The following is a 17,782-nucleotide window of genomic DNA, read 5'->3' as shown; positions in this document are numbered from 1 at the left end:
CAACAGCGCAAAATAATACCGGTAATGTGCTCCAACACCGACCTGGGCCGCTGGTGGAGACGCTCTTTTGACGAGCGAGAATCTTCCCTACGGCTTGGGCGGAAATTATATGCACTTTTGTACTGACAATCCATAAATCCGGGGTCAATACGTTGTCTTTCTCATACAAAATTTCAATGTACCGTGTATAACAGGCAGACGACGCTATGCAAGCTCGCCCACCTGTATCCAGCCCGCACGATACCACTCGTGTAGCCGTGCTGTCACCGACGAATCGTGTGAGAGTGTTACAAAGCGTTTCGCACTCAAACACCGGGAATCGGCGAGATTAAACACCCATTTTTTCTCACCGTCGAATGACATTTTCTCTCCATTTAGGAAGAAAAAACGGCGGTTGTACAACAAACTGGTCTTGCGGTCCAGCCGTACACCTAACTTGGATGCCCGGCTGATGAAACGGGCCTCGTTAAGCGGCCTTTGCGGCGGATCGAACACGACACTCGGCTTGGGTTCGCTGAGATACGTGCCAAGGAACGACGCGACGTCCTGCTCATTCCATTTGATTCCAGCAAGGATTGCGCCAATGCGGTCGACAAGCGCTGGCGGAATTTCCGCGGGACGCTCCACGGCAGGCTGTTGCGGGTCGCGATAATGCGCTCCGGCGTCGCCGCTCGCTTCGCCGCGTTCGGCAAGATGGTAGAGGAACTGCGCTGTCAGCTCGCCCGCCGAGGGCGCGCGAAAGCCAATCGAGCATGTCATGCATTCGCCCTCGGCCACACCGTCATGCGCGATGTGCGGCGGCAGATAGAGCATGTCGCCGGGCTCCAGCACCCACTCTTCTTCCGCATTGAAGTTCTGTAAAACTTTCAACGGCAAGCCGGCTTGCAGCGTCAGATCTTTCTGCGCGCTGATGCGCCAGCGCCGCTTGCCTTTTACTTGCAAAAGAAACACATCGTAGGAATCGAAGTGCGGGCCTACTCCGCCGCCGTCGGTCGCGTAAGAGATCATCAGATCGTCGAGGCGCGCATCGGGCACGAAGCGGAAGCGGTCGAGCAATGCGCGCGCACGATCGTCGTAGAGATCCACGCCTTGCACGAGCAGCGTCCATGCGCGCTGTTTGAGCGACGGCAGTTCGTCGGGCGCGAAGGGGCCGTGCTCAAGCTGCCATTTGTTGCGAAGGTGTGTGATGAGCCGGGACTCGACATCGTCCTGATCCGCCAGTTCGAAGAACTCGTCGCGCGAAAGCGGCGACTCCACGTTCGGAATCGCCTGGCGAATCAACAAGGGCTTTTTTTGCCAGTACCGGCGCATGAATTGCGACGGTGTCAGGTTGCCGAGTAGCGGCGTGGGCGTGTCGGGCGAGGGCGGCAGAGTTGCTGAAGCCGCCTTTCCAGCCGGTGAGGAATGGCGTGCCGAAGCTGCTTCGGCCGAGTGGTCAGTGGGCCGCCTGGGCATCGTATAATGTGAGTTGTATTCTGGAGAATCGAATGAAAATCGCAAAGAACACCGTCGTGTCGGTCGCTTACAAGCTGTCGGATGCGCAGGGCAACCTGATTGAAGAGAGCGACGAGCCGATGGTCTATCTGCACGGCGGCTATGATGGCACGTTCCCCAAGATCGAGGAAGAGCTCGACGGCCACGAGGCCGGCTTCGAGACGCAGATCCAGCTTGAGCCGCAAGATGCATTCGGCGAGTACGATCCGGAGCTCGTGAAGATCGAGCCGCGCAATCGCTTTCCGGAACCGCTCGAAGTCGGCATGCAGTTCGAAGGCACGCCGGAAGAAGGCGACGAGGACCTCGATTCGCTCGTCTACGTGGTGACCGACGTCGCGGAAGACAAGGTCGTGCTAGACGGCAACCATCCGCTTGCCGGCATGGCGCTGCGTTTCGCGTTGACGGTGAAAGACGTGCGTCCGGCGACCGAAGATGAAATCCAGCACGAACACGCGCATGGCGCAGACGGCCTCGAAGTTCTGGATGAAGACGACGAAGCTGACGAGGACAAGTCAGGGCCCACGCTGCACTGAGCTGGCGGGCACGCCGGGCGCGCCCGAGGCCGCCAGCGTTCCCGGTTGCGACGGCGGCACTGAAGTGGCAGGTCCGTATCCACCGCCGCCCTGGTCGGCTGGAATGCGCGGCAACTGGTCGAGTTGCTGCGAGTCGGGCGGTTGCTGGCCTGGTGGCTGAAGCAACGGCGGCAAGTCCGACGCGGGGCCGAACGTTGGTACAGCCGGCATAGCTGACGCGGCCGGCACCGAGGCCGCCGGCTCTTCGCGCGGCAAGATGGGCGGCGTCGCCGGCAGCGGCATTTGCCTCGGCACATCGCGCACCATCACGCGGAACGGCGGTTTCTTGCCGAAGTCCGCTTCTATCTGAGTCCACTGGTTAAGACGGTCATGCGGCGCAAGCGCGATACGCGTGAGGTTCGTCACCAGCATGCCTTTGTCATTGCGTAGCGGCTGATCGATCACAAAGCCGGCGCTCACGTGTTCGTCGTCGGAATGAATGACGAGCACCGGCCCGCGGAAAATCTGTGCGAGCTTCACGAGACTGCGTTTGAATTCCAGAAATCCATCGCGGCGCGGATTGCGCCCGAAGCGCAGCCATGCAAAACGCTCGGGACGTTCATAGCGCTCCGGGTCGGGATCGCCCTGAATGAACACGACGATCGCGCGCGCGTCGCGGCGCTTTGCATATTCGCCGGCGTGTTCGAGCCAGAACGCATTGGCAATCACGCGGTCTTCGAATTCGCCGTTGCGCCCGCCGGCAGTCAGATAGTGATTGTTGGGACTCGGCGCATTCAGCCCGACGAACACGGTATCGCCCACGAGCCAGCGCACATTTTCGCGATACGGACGAAAGCGCGACACCTCGCTCTCGCGTGTTAACGCAATGGGATTCTGGCCCATCGAGTTCGAATCGCCGAAGAGCGTCTGGCGCAACTGGTCCAGACGTTCGACCGGATCGAAACCGCCCGCCTGCGCGCTCGCGCAATCGACCCAGTCGTGCTGGCCTGGAATGAAGAAGAGGGCCGGCCGTGACGTTTCGAACAGCGCATGCCGCCGTTCATAGAGCGCGTCCCGGCAGGCTTCTTTCGGGCCCTTCAGATTGCCGTCGTACACGATGAACGACACGTCGCGCTCGCGGCCGATTGCGTCGATCAGCCGTTGCGTGAGCGCCTCGTCGGCGGAACTCTGCATGGTGTTCGCGATGACCGCGAAGCTGTAGTTCGGCGCGGCCGCATACGCCGGCGCGGTCCAGATCAACAACGCGGAAACGGCGGCGCGCGGCGCGCGGCCGCTCGCTAGCGCCGCTGCAATGCCCCGTGCCGCGCGGAACGTGCGCGGACGCTGCGAGCGGCGGCGTGCGTCAGTGACCGGCATCCGGCGCGGCGGCCAGTTCATGTAGTTCGTACAGCAGATCGAGCGCTTCGCGCGGCCGCAGATCGTTCGGATCGATGCCGCGCAGACGCTCGACGAGTGCCTCCATGGCGGGCGATAGTTGCGCAGCTTGCGGTGCCGTGTTGTCGGCGTCTTCGAGCAACATGGGCAACGGCGTGGCGAACAGATCGAGCTGCGGCGCGGGTTGCGCCGCCGATTGCTGTTCGAGATGCGCGAGATGTTTGCGCGCCGCGCGAATCACCGCGTTCGGCACGCCCGCGAGCTGCGCGACCTGCAAACCGTAGCTCTGATTCGCCGGTCCTTCGTTGACGGCGTGCAGGAACACAATGCCGTGCCCATGCTCGACCGCCGACAGATGCACGTTAGCCGCTTGCGGAAACTCGGCCGGCAACTGCGTGAGTTCGAAGTAGTGCGTGGCGAAAAGCGTATGGCAGCCGTTGTGCGCGAGCAGATGCCGCGCAATGGCCCACGCGAGCGCGAGGCCGTCGAACGTGGATGTGCCGCGGCCGATTTCATCCATCAACACGAGGCTTTGCGGCGTGGCGTCGTTCAGGATCGCGGCGGCTTCGGTCATCTCGACCATGAACGTGGAGCGGCCGCCGGCGAGATCGTCCGCGGCGCCAATGCGCGTGAAGATGCGGTCGATCGGGCCGAATGCCGCGCGCCGCGCCGGCACGTAGCTGCCCACATAGGCGAGCAGCGCGATCAGCGCCGTCTGACGCATGAAGGTCGATTTACCGCCCATGTTCGGGCCGGTGATCAGCAGCAGTCTGCGCTCGGCTGCGAGCGTGCAGTCGTTGGCGATGAATTGCTCGACCTGCGCCTCGACAACCGGATGGCGCCCCTGTTCGATTTCGATGCCCGCGTTCGGCGAGAAAGCCGGCGCGACCCAGTCGAGTGCGCGAGCGCGTTCGGCGAACGCCGTCAGCAGATCCAGTTCCGCGAGCGCCGAGGCGACGCGCTGGCAATCCGGAATGAAGGGCAGGAGCGCCTGCAACACCGCGTCGTAGAGCGAGCGCTCGCGGGCCAAGGCGCGTTCCTGCGCGGACAGCGCCTTGTCTTCGAACGTTTTCAGCTCCGGCGTGATGTAGCGCTCGGCGTTCTTCAGCGTCTGACGGCGCCGATAGTCGTCGGGCACCTTGTCGGTCTGGCCGCGCGTGACTTCGATATAGAAGCCGTGCACCTTGTTGTATTCCACGCGCAGATTGCCGATGCCCGTGCGCGCGCGTTCGCGCGTTTCGAGGTCGATCAGGAACTGCCCGCAGTTCTCCGAAATATCGCGGAGTTCGTCGAGGTCCGCGTCGTAACCGCGCGCAATCACGCCGCCGTCGCGCACCATGGCGGCCGGCTCCTGTGCGATGGCGCGCGAGAGCAGGTCCACACACGCTTGCGGCGGGACGAGCGACGCGTCGATGCGCGCGAGCGCGTCCGCATTCGAGGACACAGCCGCCAGCTTCGCGCGAAGTTCCGGCAGCGCAATGAAGGTATCGCGCAGGCTCGACAGATCGCGAGGCCGGGCCGACAACAGCGCGAGGCGGCCCGTGATCCGCTCGATGTCCGAGATGTGCCGAAGCGCGCCGCGAAGGGAGTCGACGTCCGCGCCCGCGGGCGCTTCGAGCAACGCGCCGATAGCCTGTTGCCGCGACTGCGCGACCGCCGATTCGCGCGGCGGATGATGCAGCCAGTGACGCAGCAGACGGCTGCCCATGGTGGTGCAGCAGGTGTCGAGCAACGAGCACAGCGTGGGCGACTCCGTGCCGCGCAGCGTCTCTGTGAGTTCGAGATTGCGGCGCGTGGCGGGGTCGAGGCCGATATATTCCGACTCGTATTCCACCTTCAGGCTGCGCACATGCCGCAATTGCTGGCCTTGCGTGGCCGCCGCGTACAGCAGCAGCGCGCCGGCCGCGCCGCACGCGCAGGTGAGCGAATGCGCGCCGAAGCCGTCGAGCCCCGCGACTTCGAGTTGATTGCACAGGCGCTGCGTGCCCGACGCGATATCGAAATGCCACGCCGGCACGCGCGTGAGCGCGCCCGCGCTGACAGGCGGCGCCCAGCTTGCGGACTCGGCGGCGCTATCGGCGACCAGAATTTCCGCGGGACGAATCCGTTCGAGCGCCGCCGCAACCTGGTCCGGCGCGACTTCCGCGAGCCGCAATGCGCCACTCGCGAGATTGAGCCACGCGAGCCCGACACTCGTCGCGACGCCGCGGCGATTGTGCGCGACGCACATGGCCAGCAGGAAAACGTCATTCTTGTCGGACAGCAGCGCGGCGTCGGTGAGCGTGCCCGGCGTGACCACGCGCACGACCTTGCGCTCCACCGGACCTTTCGACGTAGCCGGGTCGCCGATCTGCTCGCAAATCGCCACGGATTCGCCGAGCTTCACGAGTTTCGCCAGATACTGTTCGACCGCGTGATGCGGCACGCCCGCCATCTTGATCGGATTGCCCGCCGATGCCCCGCGCTGCGTGAGCGTGAGATCGAGCAGACGCGCGGCTTTTTCCGCGTCGTCGAAAAAGAGTTCGTAGAAGTCGCCCATCCGGTAGAACACGAGTGTGCCCGGATGGTCCGCCTTGATCCGCAGATACTGCTGCATCATTGGCGTGTGTTGTGCGACGTCGCTGGCCGCTGCGGTTTGAGTGCCCATCCTCGGTGTCTTTCTGCTTTAGCTGTTCAGGGCGTGAGTTTAACCCGGCGGCGCGGCGAGCGGACCCTGGCCGGATGGCCGAGGCAGGTTGTCATCGCTCGAATTCCGGCGCGGGCATGAGCACGCGCGCCGGCGTCATTCTTCCAGCAGCGCGCGCATATCGACGCGGCGCTCGTTCTCTACGCTGCGGCGTTTGGCGAGCCACATCATGAACGTGATGAACGCGCCGAACACGACAATGATCCACTGTGCCGGCATCTTCGCCGTGAGCAGCAGCGCGTACGCGCCGAGCATCAGCAGCACGGCGAGATTCTGGTTGAAATTCTGCACCGCGATCGAATGGCCGGCAGTAAGCAGCGTCGCGCCGCGATGTTGAAGGATCGCGTTCATCGGCACGATGAAAAAGCCGGACAGCCCGCCGAGCAGGATCATCAGCGGGTAGGCGAGCAGGATAGACACCGGCGCGACGTGCGAACCGATGTGGAGGCCCGCGCCCGCGGGAAAAAGGTTCTTGTTGTAGAAGGCCATGGCGATCGCCACCGCGCCCGTCACGAGGCCCACCGGCAACACGCGCAGCGAACGGCGCAACGGAATCAGCGCGGCCGCCGCCGCCGCGCCGACTGCAATGCCGAGGCCCGTCACGCCTTGCATGACCGCTGCTTTCGAGAGCGACAAGCCGAGATTCACGTTGGCCCACTTCAACACCAACAGTTGCATCGTGACGGCGCCGCCCCACATGAGCGTCGTCACCCACAACGCGATCTGCGCGAGCTTGTCGCCCCACAGCACGTTGAAGCAGTGATAGAAGTCGCCGACGAGCTTCGTCGGTTCGGCGAGCCGGTTCGGATAGCGCGCGCCGGTATCGGGAATGAACATGTTGATGCCGGCGGCGATCGCGTAGGTGAGCATCACGGCGAACATCGCGAGATCGGCGGATGAGCGGATCAGCGGCAGATGCGCGTGCGCGACGAACTTGTCGGCGAAACTGCTGATGAGCGCGCCGCCCACCATCGTGCCCACGATGGTCGACAACACGGTGGCCGATTCGAGCCACGCGTTCGCCTTGACGAGTTTTTCGGCGGGCAGCAGCTCGGTGAGAATGCCGTACTTCGCGGGCGAATATGCGGCCGCGCCGAAGCCGACGACGCCGTAGGCGATCATTGGATGCACGCCGGCGATCATCATCATGCAGCCGCTTGCCTTCAGCGCGTTCGAGACGAACATCACGTGGCGCTTTTGCATGGCATCCGCGAACGCGCCGACGAAGGGCGCGAGCAGCACGTACGACACGGTGAAGAAAATCTGCAGCAACGGCGTGACCCACGCGGCGGAATGGATCACGGACAACAACGCGATGGCGGCGATCAGCAGGGCGTTGTCCGCGAGCGACGACACGAACTGCGCCGCGATGATGGTGTAGAAGCCTTTTTTCATGAAGCGAAGGGGAAGCTGCGCGCGAGACCGGGCGCAGTCGGGCTCAGACGATGGCGCAGCGAAGAACTCGAAATGCAGCCGGCGAAAAAAAGCGCGCCGGCGCGGCTTCTGGCTTTGTAGCACGAACGCCCGCGCAATGCAGGCGCCATGCAGCCGCGCAAACGACAAAGCGGCCGAAGCCGCTTTGTGATGAAGCCGTGGTGAAGCGCTGCCCGCCGTCTGGCGGGCGAGGTTCAGGCCGCTTGCTGACGGGTGCGGCTATAGCGCGACAGGATCGGCACCATCTGCGCGTAGATCTTCGGATTGCCCGCGACCACTTCGCCTACGTGCAGGAAGTCCGAGTCGCCGGTGTAGTTGCCCACGAGGCCGCCGGCTTCGGTAATCAGCAGGCTGCCCGCGGCGACGTCCCACGGGTTCAGGCCTTGCTCGAAGAAGCCGTCCATGCGGCCCGCGGCCACGTTCGCCAGATCGAGCGCGGCCGCGCCCGGACGGCGCAGGCCCGCGCAGGCTTGCGTCATTTCCGCGAACAGGCGGCCGTATGCGTCGAGACCGTCCGTCTCGCGGAACGGGAAGCCCGTGCCGATCAGGCCGTCGGCGAGACGGTCGCGCTTCGCGACGCGAATGCGGCGGTCGTTCAGGAACGCGCCACGGCCGCGCGATGCGGTGTAGAGGTCGTTGCGGGTCGGGTCATACACGACGGCCTGCGTCACGAGGCCCTTGTGAGCCAGCGCGATCGACACGCAGTAGTACGGAAAGCCGTGAATGAAGTTGGTGGTGCCGTCGAGCGGATCGATGATCCACTGGTACTCGGACTCGTTGTCCGACTTGCCGGATTCTTCGGCGAGGATGGCGTGGTCGGGGTAGGCGGTCTTCAGCGTGTCGATGATCGCCGCTTCAGACGCTTTGTCGATCTCCGTGACGAAATCGTTGTGCTGCTTCTTGCTGACCTGAATCAGATCGAGGTCGAGCGACGCGCGGTTGATGATCTGCGCTGCGCGGCGCGCGGCCTTCACAGCGATATTGAGCATGGGATGCATGGACTGATCCTTGTGCCGGGGCAGCACGGCTGCTTGCCGGAAAATGAGCGCTAGGCGCGCGCTAAGTGGCGCCCTGCAAATTGACGCCCTGTATAAGGCGCGAAAACAGCACGGAACGCTCGCCCGGTGAACACCGGTGCGCATTCCGCCAACGGAGACGAATTGAATAAGAACGAGGCGTCCGGCTATGCTCAATTGCCTACACTGCAAGGGAATGGCTCGGGCCGGGCGCGAATTCCGGTATTTTACCCGACTCCGCGGGTTGCCGCAGCGTTGGGCCGGGGGCGCGCGTTGGCGCTACCATACGCGTTCTTTGGCTTGCAGAACTTCATCGTGGAACACACTCATCATTCTTCCGATCCCGCCGTGGCCGATTTGCGCGGTGGCTTCACGTCGACGCGTTTCGTGCTTGTCGAGCCGAGCCATCCCGGCAACGTCGGAGCCGCGGCGCGCGCGCTCAAAACCATGGGTTTTTCGCGGCTCGTGCTGGTCGCGCCGCGCGTGCCGCACGTGCAGAGCGATCCGGAAGCCATCGCGATGGCAAGCGGCGCCGACGACGTGCTCGCCTCCGCGCATATCGTGCCGACGCTCGCCGACGCGCTTGCCGGCGTGCATTGGTCGATCGCGCTCACCGCGCGGCAGCGCGAATACGGGCCGCCTCAATGGACGCCGCGCGCGGCCGCCAATCTTGCGCGCGACGAGGCGTTGCACGGCGAGATCGCGCTTGTGTTCGGCAACGAACGCACCGGCTTATCGAACGAGGACGTGGAGCGGTGCAGCGCGCTTGCGCATATTCCGGCCAATCCGGCCTACAGTTCGCTCAATCTCGCGCAGGCGGTGCAGGTGCTGGCCTACGAGCTGCGCATGATCTATCTGACAAGCGACGCGGAAACGGCCGACTCCGCGCCGGGCGCGCCGCATGCCGGCGCGGTGCACGTCGAAGCCGCGGGCGCGCGTGCCGCGAGCGACGAAATCGAAAGCATGTTCACGCACCTCGAAACCGCGCTCGTCGCGCTGGAGTTTCTCGATCCCGCCAATCCGAAGAAACTGATGTCGCGTCTGCGGCGGCTCTTTGCGCGTTCGGGGCTGGAGCGTGAGGAAGTGAACATTGTGCGCGGCATCGCCAAGCATATCCTGCTCAAGACGGCGCGCAAGGACGACGGCGCGCAGTAAGAACGCCCGCCTCGTCGGCGGCTGGCCGGGATTGACTATGAGGCACGACCTTTTGAGCTAGATGGACTTCCGGCGTTTTTCCGGTAATGGTCCTACAATCTTCGCAGAGTTCTAAGCAAAGCAGCCGATCTGCCAAGTGATGCCGTGCCTTCGTGCACGGCGTTTCACGCAAAAACGCGGACGGTCTTTCTCCACACAACTACGTCCCTGCCATGTTCACGAGACTTCGCGAAGACATTGCCACGATCCGCGAGCGCGATCCCGCCGCTCGCAGCGCCTGGGAAGTGCTCACGTGTTATCCGGGCTTGCACGCGCTGGTGCTGCACCGGCTCGCGCATCGGTGCTGGCAGGCGGGGCGCCGCTGGCTCGCGCGCTTCATCTCGCAGATGGCGCGCTTCATGACGGGCATCGAAATTCATCCGGGGGCGACGCTCGGGCGGCGCGTGTTCATCGATCACGGGATGGGCGTGGTGATCGGCGAGACCGCGCAGATCGGCGACGATTGCACGATCTATCAGGGCGTGACGCTTGGCGGCACGTCGCTCACGCGCGGCGCGAAGCGGCATCCCACGCTCGAGCGCGGCGTGATCGTCGGCGCGGGCGCGAAAGTGCTCGGCGGTTTCACGATCGGCGCGGACGCGAAGATCGGCTCGAATGCCGTCGTGACCAAGCCGGTGCCGGCGGGCGGCACGGCCGTGGGTAATCCGGCGCGAGTGATCGTGCCGGCTGCCGCTGCGTCTTCTGCCACTTCTGCCGCCTCTACCGCTTCTGTCATTGCAATGCCCGTGGCCGTCGGCGCGGCGGCTCGCAATGCGTCATCGGGTGAGCAGGCCGCTTCGAATGGCGGCGCGGGCGACGGCGCGAAACGCGCGGCCGAGCGCGGCGCTTTCTGCGCATACGGCATCACGCCGAATGCGGACGATCCGGTGTCGCTGGCCATTCACGGGTTGATCGATCAGGCGGCCACGCAGGCCAAACGCATCGATGAAATCGTCGTCGCGCTCGAACACCTCGGCACGAGCCTCGAAGGGCTGCAAGGCGCCGACGCGGCGCTGCTCGATCTGCGGCGTTTGTCCGCGGCGATCGCGGGCAAGGTGGACGGCGCCGTGGTGGCAGGGCGCTGAACGCGCGCACCGTTGCCGCATGCGGCGCTCTCGCACACGCTGGGCGCTCAATCCAGCGGCAACGCCCGGATTCCTTCCGAATCGATACGCAGATAACCGCCACGGCGTTCGCCGTGGTCGAGATCCCAGTCGGGCAGCACCCAGCGTATGCCGCCTGGCTCGCGATGCCGCGCGGGGCGATGCGTGTGGCCGTGAATCATCGTGGCCGTTTTCGTCGATTTGAAGAGCTTCGCGACGCCCTTCGGCGTGACGTCGTATTTGAGCGAGACAGGGCGCAAGCGGCCGTGCTCGCTTTTCGCGCGCATGTTTTCCGCGAGCGCCTGACGCCACGAAAACGGCGACACGAGAAATAGCATCTGCGCGAAACGGTTGCGCGCCAGATGCCGGAACATCTGATAGCCGCGATCCGCGGTGCACAGGCGGTCGCCATGCGCGAGCGCGACGCGCGTGCCGAAGGCCGTGATCACGAACGGATCGGGTAGCCAGATCGCGCCGGCCGCTTTCATGAAGCGCTTGCCCAGCAGAAAATCGCGGTTGCCGTGCATGATGTAGAGCGCGATGCCGCGCTCGCTCAGCGTGTGCAATAGCGCCGCCATACGCGCGGCGAACGGCTCCGCGAGCATGTCGTCGCCGACCCAGTATTCGAACAGATCGCCGAGTATGAACACGGAATCCGCCTGATCGGCGGTGACGCGGATGAAGTGCTCGAACGCGGCGACCGTGCGCGGGATCGCCTCGCTCAGATGAATATCGGAGAGGAAAAAAAACGGGCGTGCGGCGTGCGGGCGTTGGCCCTCGCCAGGCACACCCGCGGCGACGCTTCGCAGCGGCGTTTCTTGCAGCATTGAAGGTGCCTGTCTTGCAGTTTTTCTAGTGGACGCGAGTCCGCGATCAGTCGACGATCACGGCTTTTTCGATCACGACGTCGTCGGCCGGCACGTCCTGATGGAAGCCCTTCGAACCCGTCTTGACCTTCTTGATCTTCTCGACGATGTCCATGCCTTCGACCACCTTGCCGAACACCGCATAGCCCCAGCCTTGCGGCGTCGGCGACGAGTGGTTCAGGAAGTCGTTGTCGTTCACGTTGATGAAGAACTGGGCGGTCGCCGAGTGCGGGTCGTTCGTGCGAGCCATCGCGATCGAGCCGTTCACGTTCTTCAGGCCGTTGTTCGCTTCGTTGTTGATCGGCTCGGCCGTCGGCTTCTGCTTCATGCCGGGTTCGAAGCCGCCGCCCTGAATCATGAAGCCGTCGATCACGCGGTGAAACACCGTGTTGTCATAGTGACCGGCCTTCACGTAGTTGAGAAAATTCTCGACCGACTTCGGCGCCTTCTCGGCGTTCAGTTCGAGTTTGATGACGCCGTGGTTCGTATGCAGTTCGACCATGATGGAATCCTTTGATGAACAGGGTGGGTAGGAGAGACGCGGCGACGAGTCGTGCAAGTGCTTACTGCCTGTCTGCATTCGACTGCGGCCGCGCCGGGGCGTGGATCTGACGCTTGATGCGAGCGTTCCGTATCCTGTTGCTCGGGTTACTTGCCGCCGACGACCGTGGCCGATTCGATCACGACCGGCTTTTGCGGCACGTCGCTCATCGGGCCGCGTGTGGTGGTCGGGGTGCCTTCGATCTTCTTCACGACGTCCATGCCGCTCGTGACCTTGCCGAACACCGCGTAGCCGTTGCCGTCCGGATTCGGATAGTCGAGGCCGGCGTTGTCCACCGTGTTGATGAAGAACTGCGCGGTGGCCGAGTTCGGATCGCTCGTGCGCGCCATGGCGAGCGTGCCGACCGCGTTCTTCAGACCGTTGCGGCTTTCGAGCGGAATCGGCGCGCGCGTGGGCTTCTCGGCGAAGCTTTGCGTGTAGCCGCCGCCCTGGATCATGAAGCCGCGAATCACACGATGAAAGATCGTGCCGCTGTACTGGCCGGACTTCACGTAGTCGAGAAAGTTGGCGACGGTCTTCGGCGCTTTCTCAGGATACAACTCGACGCGAATATCGCCTTCCGACGTCTTGAGGAGGACGGACGGATGCGAGGCTTGCGAACCGGACTGGGCAAACGTGGGTGCGCTTGCGATCAGGGCGGCGCTGCCGAGCGCCAACATCAACCATTTCATGAAGATCCTCAGGGTTGGAAAAAACGTGTGACAGAACGCGTGGCCGCTTTATTGCGAGGGCGCCATGTAAGGCGGCATGGCGAGCGAGCCGTTTGCGCCGCCGAACTGGAAGCTCGGCGTTTGCGTCATGTTCGCGGTGGCGCGGGTCGTATAGTCGTCTTGCGCGGCCGCGGCTTTCTTCACGGGCGTGCGGGCCTTTTGCGGCGACACGATCTTCTGGATGTCGGCGATGCGCTGCGCGGTCGTGGCATTGGCCGTGCCGAGAGTCTGCGCGCGCCGATACGCTTCGTTTGCCATGCGCAGATAGAGGTCGCCGAGGTTCTCGTAGGCGAGACCGTAGCCCGGATTGACCTTGGTCGCGGTTTCGAGCGCCGCGCGTGCCTCGGCATAACGGCCGCGCTTCGCGTAAAGCGCGGCGAGATTGTTATACGGCTCGGGCAACTCGGGATACAGCTGCGTGAGTTCCGTGAAAGCGTTGATCGCTTCGTCGTCGCGGTTCAGGTGCGCAAGCACTGTCGCGCGTTTGAACTTTGCCTGTGCGTCGCGTGGATTCGACGCGATGCGCGCGTCGAGTTGCGTGAGCGAGGCTTGCCAGTCTTTCTGCGCGATCGATGCGTCGATCGCGGGCGTGTTGTCGCGTGTGGCGGGGCCTTGCGGCATGGTCGGCGCTTTCTGCGCGAAGGCGGCGGCGCCCGGCAGAATGCCGAGGGCGAGCGCCACGGCGACACGCAACGTGAAGGCCCGCGCAAGGTCACGGCTGGAACCGCGCGAGGGGCCGCTGAAGGCCGTCGCGGCGAGGGTCGCAGCGCTGCGCGCGCGGCCGCTGGAAGGTTTCATAGGCTCGGGTCTGGATGTTATACTCCGAGCCATTCTAACAAAAGGTCTGCGCGTTCCGTCGAACCGCCGGCTGTCTTTTCGCCACTCGTGGTCGTCTCCGCCTTGATAGCAGTCTGACCGCCGCACCAGGTGCCCGGTTTGCTGCTGTGCGTGCTGCGTCCGTGCTGCAACACTCGGCATTCCCCGGCAATACTCGGCAAAAACCCAGGCAACAGCCTGGCCTTCGTCGGGAATAATCGGGCAATAGCCGAATCCGCCGTTTTCTTCGCGGGGCGGCACGCACGGAACACATAGCGGATTTCCTTCGGCCCACGCACCGCTCTCTATGGAATCACTGCGCATCTACAACACGCTCGCGCGTGACAAGCAAACTTTCGTGCCGCTGCAAGCAGGCGTTGTGCGGATGTACGTCTGCGGGATGACCGTGTACGACTATTGTCACGTGGGTCACGCGCGTGTCATGGTCGTGTTCGACATCGTGCAGCGGTGGCTGCGCACGCTCGGTTATGACGTGACGTACGTGCGCAATATCACGGACATCGACGACAAGATCATTCGCCGCGCCGTCGAGAACGGCGAGACGATCAAGTCGCTGACCGATCGCTTCATCAACGCGTTGCACGAAGACGCGGACGCGCTCGGCATCGAGCGGCCCGACATCGAGCCGCGCGCCACCGACTTCATTGCGCAGATGCTCGGCATGATCGAGAAGCTCGAAGCGAACGGCTACGCGTATCAGGCGAGCGACGGCGACGTGAACTACGCGGTGCGCAAATTCGCGGGCTACGGCAAGCTCTCGGGCAAATCGCTCGAAGACCTGCGCGCGGGCGAGCGCGTCGCCGCGAACGACGCAAAGCAAGACCCGCTCGACTTCGTACTGTGGAAGCAGTCGAAGGCTGGCGAACCCGCCGACACCGGCTGGGATTCGAAGTACGGGCGCGGCCGTCCCGGTTGGCATATCGAATGCTCGGCCATGGGATGCAGCCTGCTCGGCGATCGTTTCGACATTCATGGCGGCGGCCAGGATTTGCAGTTCCCGCACCACGAAAACGAAATCGCGCAAAGCGAAGCTGCGACCGGTCAACCCTTCGTGAATTACTGGATGCACAACGGCTACGTGCAGATCGACAATGAGAAGATGTCGAAGTCGTTGAACAATTTCTTTACGATTCGCGAGGTGTTGGCGCAGTACGATGCCGAGGTTGTGCGTTTTTTCATCGCGCGGGCGCATTACCGTTCGCCGCTGAACTACAGCGACGTGCATATCGACGACGCGCGCAACGCTCTTGGCCGTTTGTACACGGCGTTGAAAGACGTCACGCCCGACGGCGCCGCGCTCGACTGGAACGAAGCACACGCGCAGCGTTTCCAGGCAGCCATGAACGACGACTTCAACACACCGGTTGCAGTGTCGGTGCTGTTCGAGTTGGCCACTGAAGTGAACCGCACGCGCGCCCCCGCGCTGGCCCGTCAATTGCGCGCGTTGGGCGCGGTGCTCGGGTTGCTCGGCCGTGAGCCGCGTGCTTACCTGCAACAGGCGGCGGGCGCGGCGGTTGAAGGCGCGCTCGAGCCCGCCGCGATCGAAGCGAAGATCGCTGAGCGCGTGGCCGCCAAGCAGGCGAAAGACTATGCGGCAGCAGACCGGATTCGGGCTGAATTGCTCGAAGCCGGCGTTGCACTTGAAGACAAACCCGGCGGGTTGACCGAGTGGCGGCGCGTGTGAGCGCACCTCGTACTTCCCTCTGAACGACTCGCCAGGCAGGAGGCAGGATGGCAACGGCCACGAAGACGCCGGCTAAACGAGCCACGTCTCAAACAAACGCGGCAGCCGCGGCGAAGTCGACCCGAACGTCGACGCGCACGGCAAGCGGCGCGGTGAAGACAGCATCGTCGAAAGGCGCGGGCGCGGCGGCGAAGACCGCTGCGAGCGCGGCGAAAAAGACAGCCGCCAAGCGCGCGCTCAACGGCGCTTCCGCGCCCGCGCCGGCTGCGAAGCAGGCTCGGGCGTCGCGCGCCAAGGGCAACAGCGGCAAGGGCGCGGGCGGCGGCAATGGCACGTCGGCCGGCGAACTCGCGGGCGACGTGCAGGAGATTGCGCGCGTCTCGAAATCGCAAGACGGGAATGAAGGCGAGATCGTGCGCAAGACGCGGGCGTCGTCCACGGCGGGCGGCGAAGCGGCGAGCGCGAGCGAAGTCGCGGTGCCGGTGCAGATCGGCGGTCTCACGCCCGAGGTCACGCGTCCGGACTACTGGGACAAAGCGTGTGCCGACCTCGTCAAGCGCGATCGCATTCTCAAGAAGCTGATTCCCAAGTTCGGACCGGTGCACTTGCTCAGCCGCGGCGATCCGTTCGTCACGCTCGCGCGCTCGGTCGTCGGCCAGCAGATTTCGGTGGCGTCCGCGCAGGCCGTGTGGGCGAAAGTCGCGGCCGCGTGCCCGAAGCTCGTGCCGCAGCAGTTCATCAAACTGGGTCAGGAAAAGTTGACCGCTTGCGGCTTGTCCAAGCGCAAGGCGGAGTATGTGCTCGATCTCGCGCAGCATTTCGTGTCGGGCGCGTTGCATGTCGGCAAGTGGCGCTCGATGGAAGACGAGGCGGTGATCGCCGAGCTCACGCAGATTCGCGGCATCGGCCGCTGGACCGCGGAGATGTTTCTCATCTTCAATCTCTCGCGTCCCGATGTGCTGCCGCTCGACGACCTCGGCCTGATCCGCGCGATCAGCGTGAATTATTTCAGCGGCGAGCCGGTCACGCGCAGCGAAGCGCGCGAGGTCGCGGCGAACTGGGAGCCGTGGCGCACGGTCGCCACCTGGTATATGTGGCGTAGTCTCGACCCATTGCCGGTCGATTACTGAAGAACAGGCAGCAGCGAACAAGAAGCGATGCCGTTTCAAAAACTATCAACTGTTAGATTTTGATAGTTGCGAAGTGGTTTTGACATCGGCGAGCGCGGTTAGAATACGCGCTGCCGGTAAGTCCAAGGATTAAAACCAATGAAGACCACCTTTCTGGATTTCGAGCAGCCGATCGCTGAACTCGAAGCGAAGATCGAAGAATTGCGCTTCGTGCAGGACGATTCGGCCGTCGATATTTCGGAAGAAATCGAGCGGCTGTCCAAGAAGAGCCAGCAGCTCACCAAAGATCTGTACGCGAACCTCACGCCGTGGCAGGTTTCGCAAATCGCGCGTCATCCGCAACGCCCGTACACGTTCGATTACGTGAACGAGCTGTTCACGGATTTCCACGAACTGCACGGCGACCGCAATTACGCGGACGACCTGTCGATCGTCGGCGGCCTCGCGCGTTTCAATGGCCAGGCGTGCATGGTGATCGGGCACCAGAAAGGCCGCGACACGAAGGAGCGCGCACTGCGTAACTTCGGCATGCCGCGTCCCGAAGGCTATCGCAAGGCCGAGCGCCTCATGCGTCTCGCCGAAAAGTTCGGCCTGCCGATCTTCACGTTCATCGACACCCCGGGCGCTTATCCCGGCATCGGCGCGGAAGAGCGCGGGCAGTCGGAAGCCATTGGCCGCAATCTGTACGTGATGGCCGAACTGAAGACACCGCTGATCGCGACGATCATCGGCGAGGGCGGTTCGGGCGGCGCGCTCGCCATCGCGGTCGGCGACAGCGTTTTGATGCTGCAATTCTCGACCTATTCGGTGATTTCGCCGGAAGGCTGCGCGTCGATTCTGTGGAAGAGCGCCGCGAAGGCGCCGGAAGCGGCGGAAGCGCTGGGCCTCACAGCGCATCGTCTGAAAGCGCTCGGTCTGATCGATAAGATCGTCAACGAGCCGCTCGGCGGCGCGCATCGCGATCCGAAGGGCATGGCCGCCATGCTGCGCCGTGCGCTCGCCGATTCGCTGCGCCAGTTCCAGGGCATGAGCATCAACGACCTGCGTCAACGCCGTTTCGACCGCCTGATGTCGTACGGCAAGTTCAAGGAAACGACGCCGGGCGCCTAAGCCCGCGCGTTCCCTTTCGTCCATCGGCGCACCACGCGTTCATACCGCG

15 protein-coding genes are annotated in these 17,782 nt (G+C 63.9%); 6 read left to right on the top strand and 9 right to left on the bottom strand.

Translation table 11 applies throughout. The annotated features are described in order from the left end of the window. Positions 1 to 204 precede the first annotated feature (204 nt). A complete protein-coding gene (locus VOM14_RS09270; protein ID WP_327628608.1) occupies positions 205 to 1,455 on the bottom strand; it encodes a cupin domain-containing protein in 1,251 nt (416 codons plus the stop codon). A 32-nt stretch (positions 1,456 to 1,487) separates the two neighbouring features. Here VOM14_RS09270 and VOM14_RS09265 point away from each other — a divergent pair, with 32 nt between their 5' ends. Next, positions 1,488 to 2,027 carry an FKBP-type peptidyl-prolyl cis-trans isomerase gene (locus tag VOM14_RS09265; protein ID WP_327628408.1) on the top strand — a complete coding sequence of 180 codons (540 nt, stop codon included), beginning with the start codon at positions 1,488 to 1,490 and terminating at the stop codon, positions 2,025 to 2,027. On the opposite strand, the gene VOM14_RS09260 is transcribed toward VOM14_RS09265, so the two are convergent. The 4 genes from VOM14_RS09260 to VOM14_RS09245 all read right to left on the bottom strand — a co-directional run bounded on the left by VOM14_RS09260 (position 2,007) and on the right by VOM14_RS09245 (position 8,519). Further along, positions 2,007 to 3,383, bottom strand: coding sequence for a hypothetical protein (locus tag VOM14_RS09260; protein ID WP_327628607.1), 1,377 nt, complete (start codon positions 3,381 to 3,383; stop codon positions 2,007 to 2,009). The genes VOM14_RS09265 and VOM14_RS09260 overlap by 21 nt on opposite strands. Next, positions 3,370 to 6,048 carry a DNA mismatch repair protein MutS gene (gene mutS / locus VOM14_RS09255; protein WP_327628407.1) on the bottom strand — a complete coding sequence of 893 codons (2,679 nt, stop codon included), beginning with the start codon at positions 6,046 to 6,048 and terminating at the stop codon, positions 3,370 to 3,372. The genes VOM14_RS09260 and mutS overlap by 14 nt, the downstream gene beginning before the upstream one ends. 135 nt (positions 6,049 to 6,183) lie before the next feature. Then, the gene (lplT, locus tag VOM14_RS09250; protein WP_327628406.1) at positions 6,184 to 7,482 is read right to left on the bottom strand and encodes a lysophospholipid transporter LplT; all 1,299 of its coding nucleotides are present in this window, start codon (positions 7,480 to 7,482) and stop codon (positions 6,184 to 6,186) included. 233 nt (positions 7,483 to 7,715) lie between these two features. Continuing rightward, complete coding sequence (locus tag VOM14_RS09245; protein ID WP_327628405.1) at positions 7,716 to 8,519, bottom strand: inositol monophosphatase family protein; 804 nt, start codon at positions 8,517 to 8,519, stop codon at positions 7,716 to 7,718. Positions 8,520 to 8,852: 333 nt separating this feature from the next. Between VOM14_RS09245 and VOM14_RS09240 the strand changes: the two genes are divergently transcribed. After that, positions 8,853 to 9,692, top strand: a complete 840-nt coding sequence (locus VOM14_RS09240) for an RNA methyltransferase (protein WP_327628404.1) — start codon at positions 8,853 to 8,855, stop codon at positions 9,690 to 9,692. Positions 9,693 to 9,904: 212 nt separating this feature from the next. Continuing rightward, positions 9,905 to 10,816: a serine O-acetyltransferase gene (gene cysE / locus VOM14_RS09235; protein WP_327628403.1), complete on the top strand. Its 912-nt coding sequence runs from the start codon at positions 9,905 to 9,907 to the stop codon at positions 10,814 to 10,816. A 47-nt stretch (positions 10,817 to 10,863) separates the two neighbouring features. Here the strand turns inward: cysE and VOM14_RS09230 are convergent, their stop codons facing one another. The 4 genes from VOM14_RS09230 to VOM14_RS09215 form a co-directional block, all read right to left on the bottom strand. After that, the gene (locus tag VOM14_RS09230) at positions 10,864 to 11,661 is read right to left on the bottom strand and encodes a UDP-2,3-diacylglucosamine diphosphatase (RefSeq protein ID WP_327628402.1); all 798 of its coding nucleotides are present in this window, start codon (positions 11,659 to 11,661) and stop codon (positions 10,864 to 10,866) included. A gap of 46 nt (positions 11,662 to 11,707) precedes the next feature. Next, positions 11,708 to 12,202, bottom strand: coding sequence for a peptidylprolyl isomerase (locus VOM14_RS09225; RefSeq protein WP_327628401.1), 495 nt, complete (start codon positions 12,200 to 12,202; stop codon positions 11,708 to 11,710). 146 nt (positions 12,203 to 12,348) lie between these two features. After that, on the bottom strand, positions 12,349 to 12,933 hold the full coding sequence (locus tag VOM14_RS09220; RefSeq protein WP_327628400.1) for a peptidylprolyl isomerase: 585 nt from the start codon (positions 12,931 to 12,933) through the stop codon (positions 12,349 to 12,351). 48 nt (positions 12,934 to 12,981) lie between these two features. After that, complete coding sequence (locus VOM14_RS09215) at positions 12,982 to 13,770, bottom strand: tetratricopeptide repeat protein (protein WP_327628399.1); 789 nt, start codon at positions 13,768 to 13,770, stop codon at positions 12,982 to 12,984. Positions 13,771 to 14,095: 325 nt separating this feature from the next. Between VOM14_RS09215 and cysS the strand changes: the two genes are divergently transcribed. The 3 genes from cysS (at position 14,096) to VOM14_RS09200 (ending at position 17,733) form a co-directional block, all read left to right on the top strand. Next, a complete protein-coding gene (cysS, locus tag VOM14_RS09210; RefSeq protein WP_327628398.1) occupies positions 14,096 to 15,493 on the top strand; it encodes a cysteine--tRNA ligase in 1,398 nt (465 codons plus the stop codon). A 47-nt stretch (positions 15,494 to 15,540) separates the two neighbouring features. Continuing rightward, the gene (locus VOM14_RS09205; protein ID WP_327628397.1) at positions 15,541 to 16,623 is read left to right on the top strand and encodes a DNA-3-methyladenine glycosylase family protein; all 1,083 of its coding nucleotides are present in this window, start codon (positions 15,541 to 15,543) and stop codon (positions 16,621 to 16,623) included. Between the two features lie 138 nt (positions 16,624 to 16,761). Next, on the top strand, positions 16,762 to 17,733 hold the full coding sequence (locus VOM14_RS09200; protein ID WP_327628396.1) for an acetyl-CoA carboxylase carboxyltransferase subunit alpha: 972 nt from the start codon (positions 16,762 to 16,764) through the stop codon (positions 17,731 to 17,733). Positions 17,734 to 17,782 lie beyond the last annotated feature (49 nt).

This window comes from Paraburkholderia sp. MPAMCS5, from assembly GCF_036016995.1.
GTDB lineage: Bacteria > Pseudomonadota > Gammaproteobacteria > Burkholderiales > Burkholderiaceae > Paraburkholderia.
This window is presented reverse-complemented; position numbering and strand designations above follow the sequence as displayed.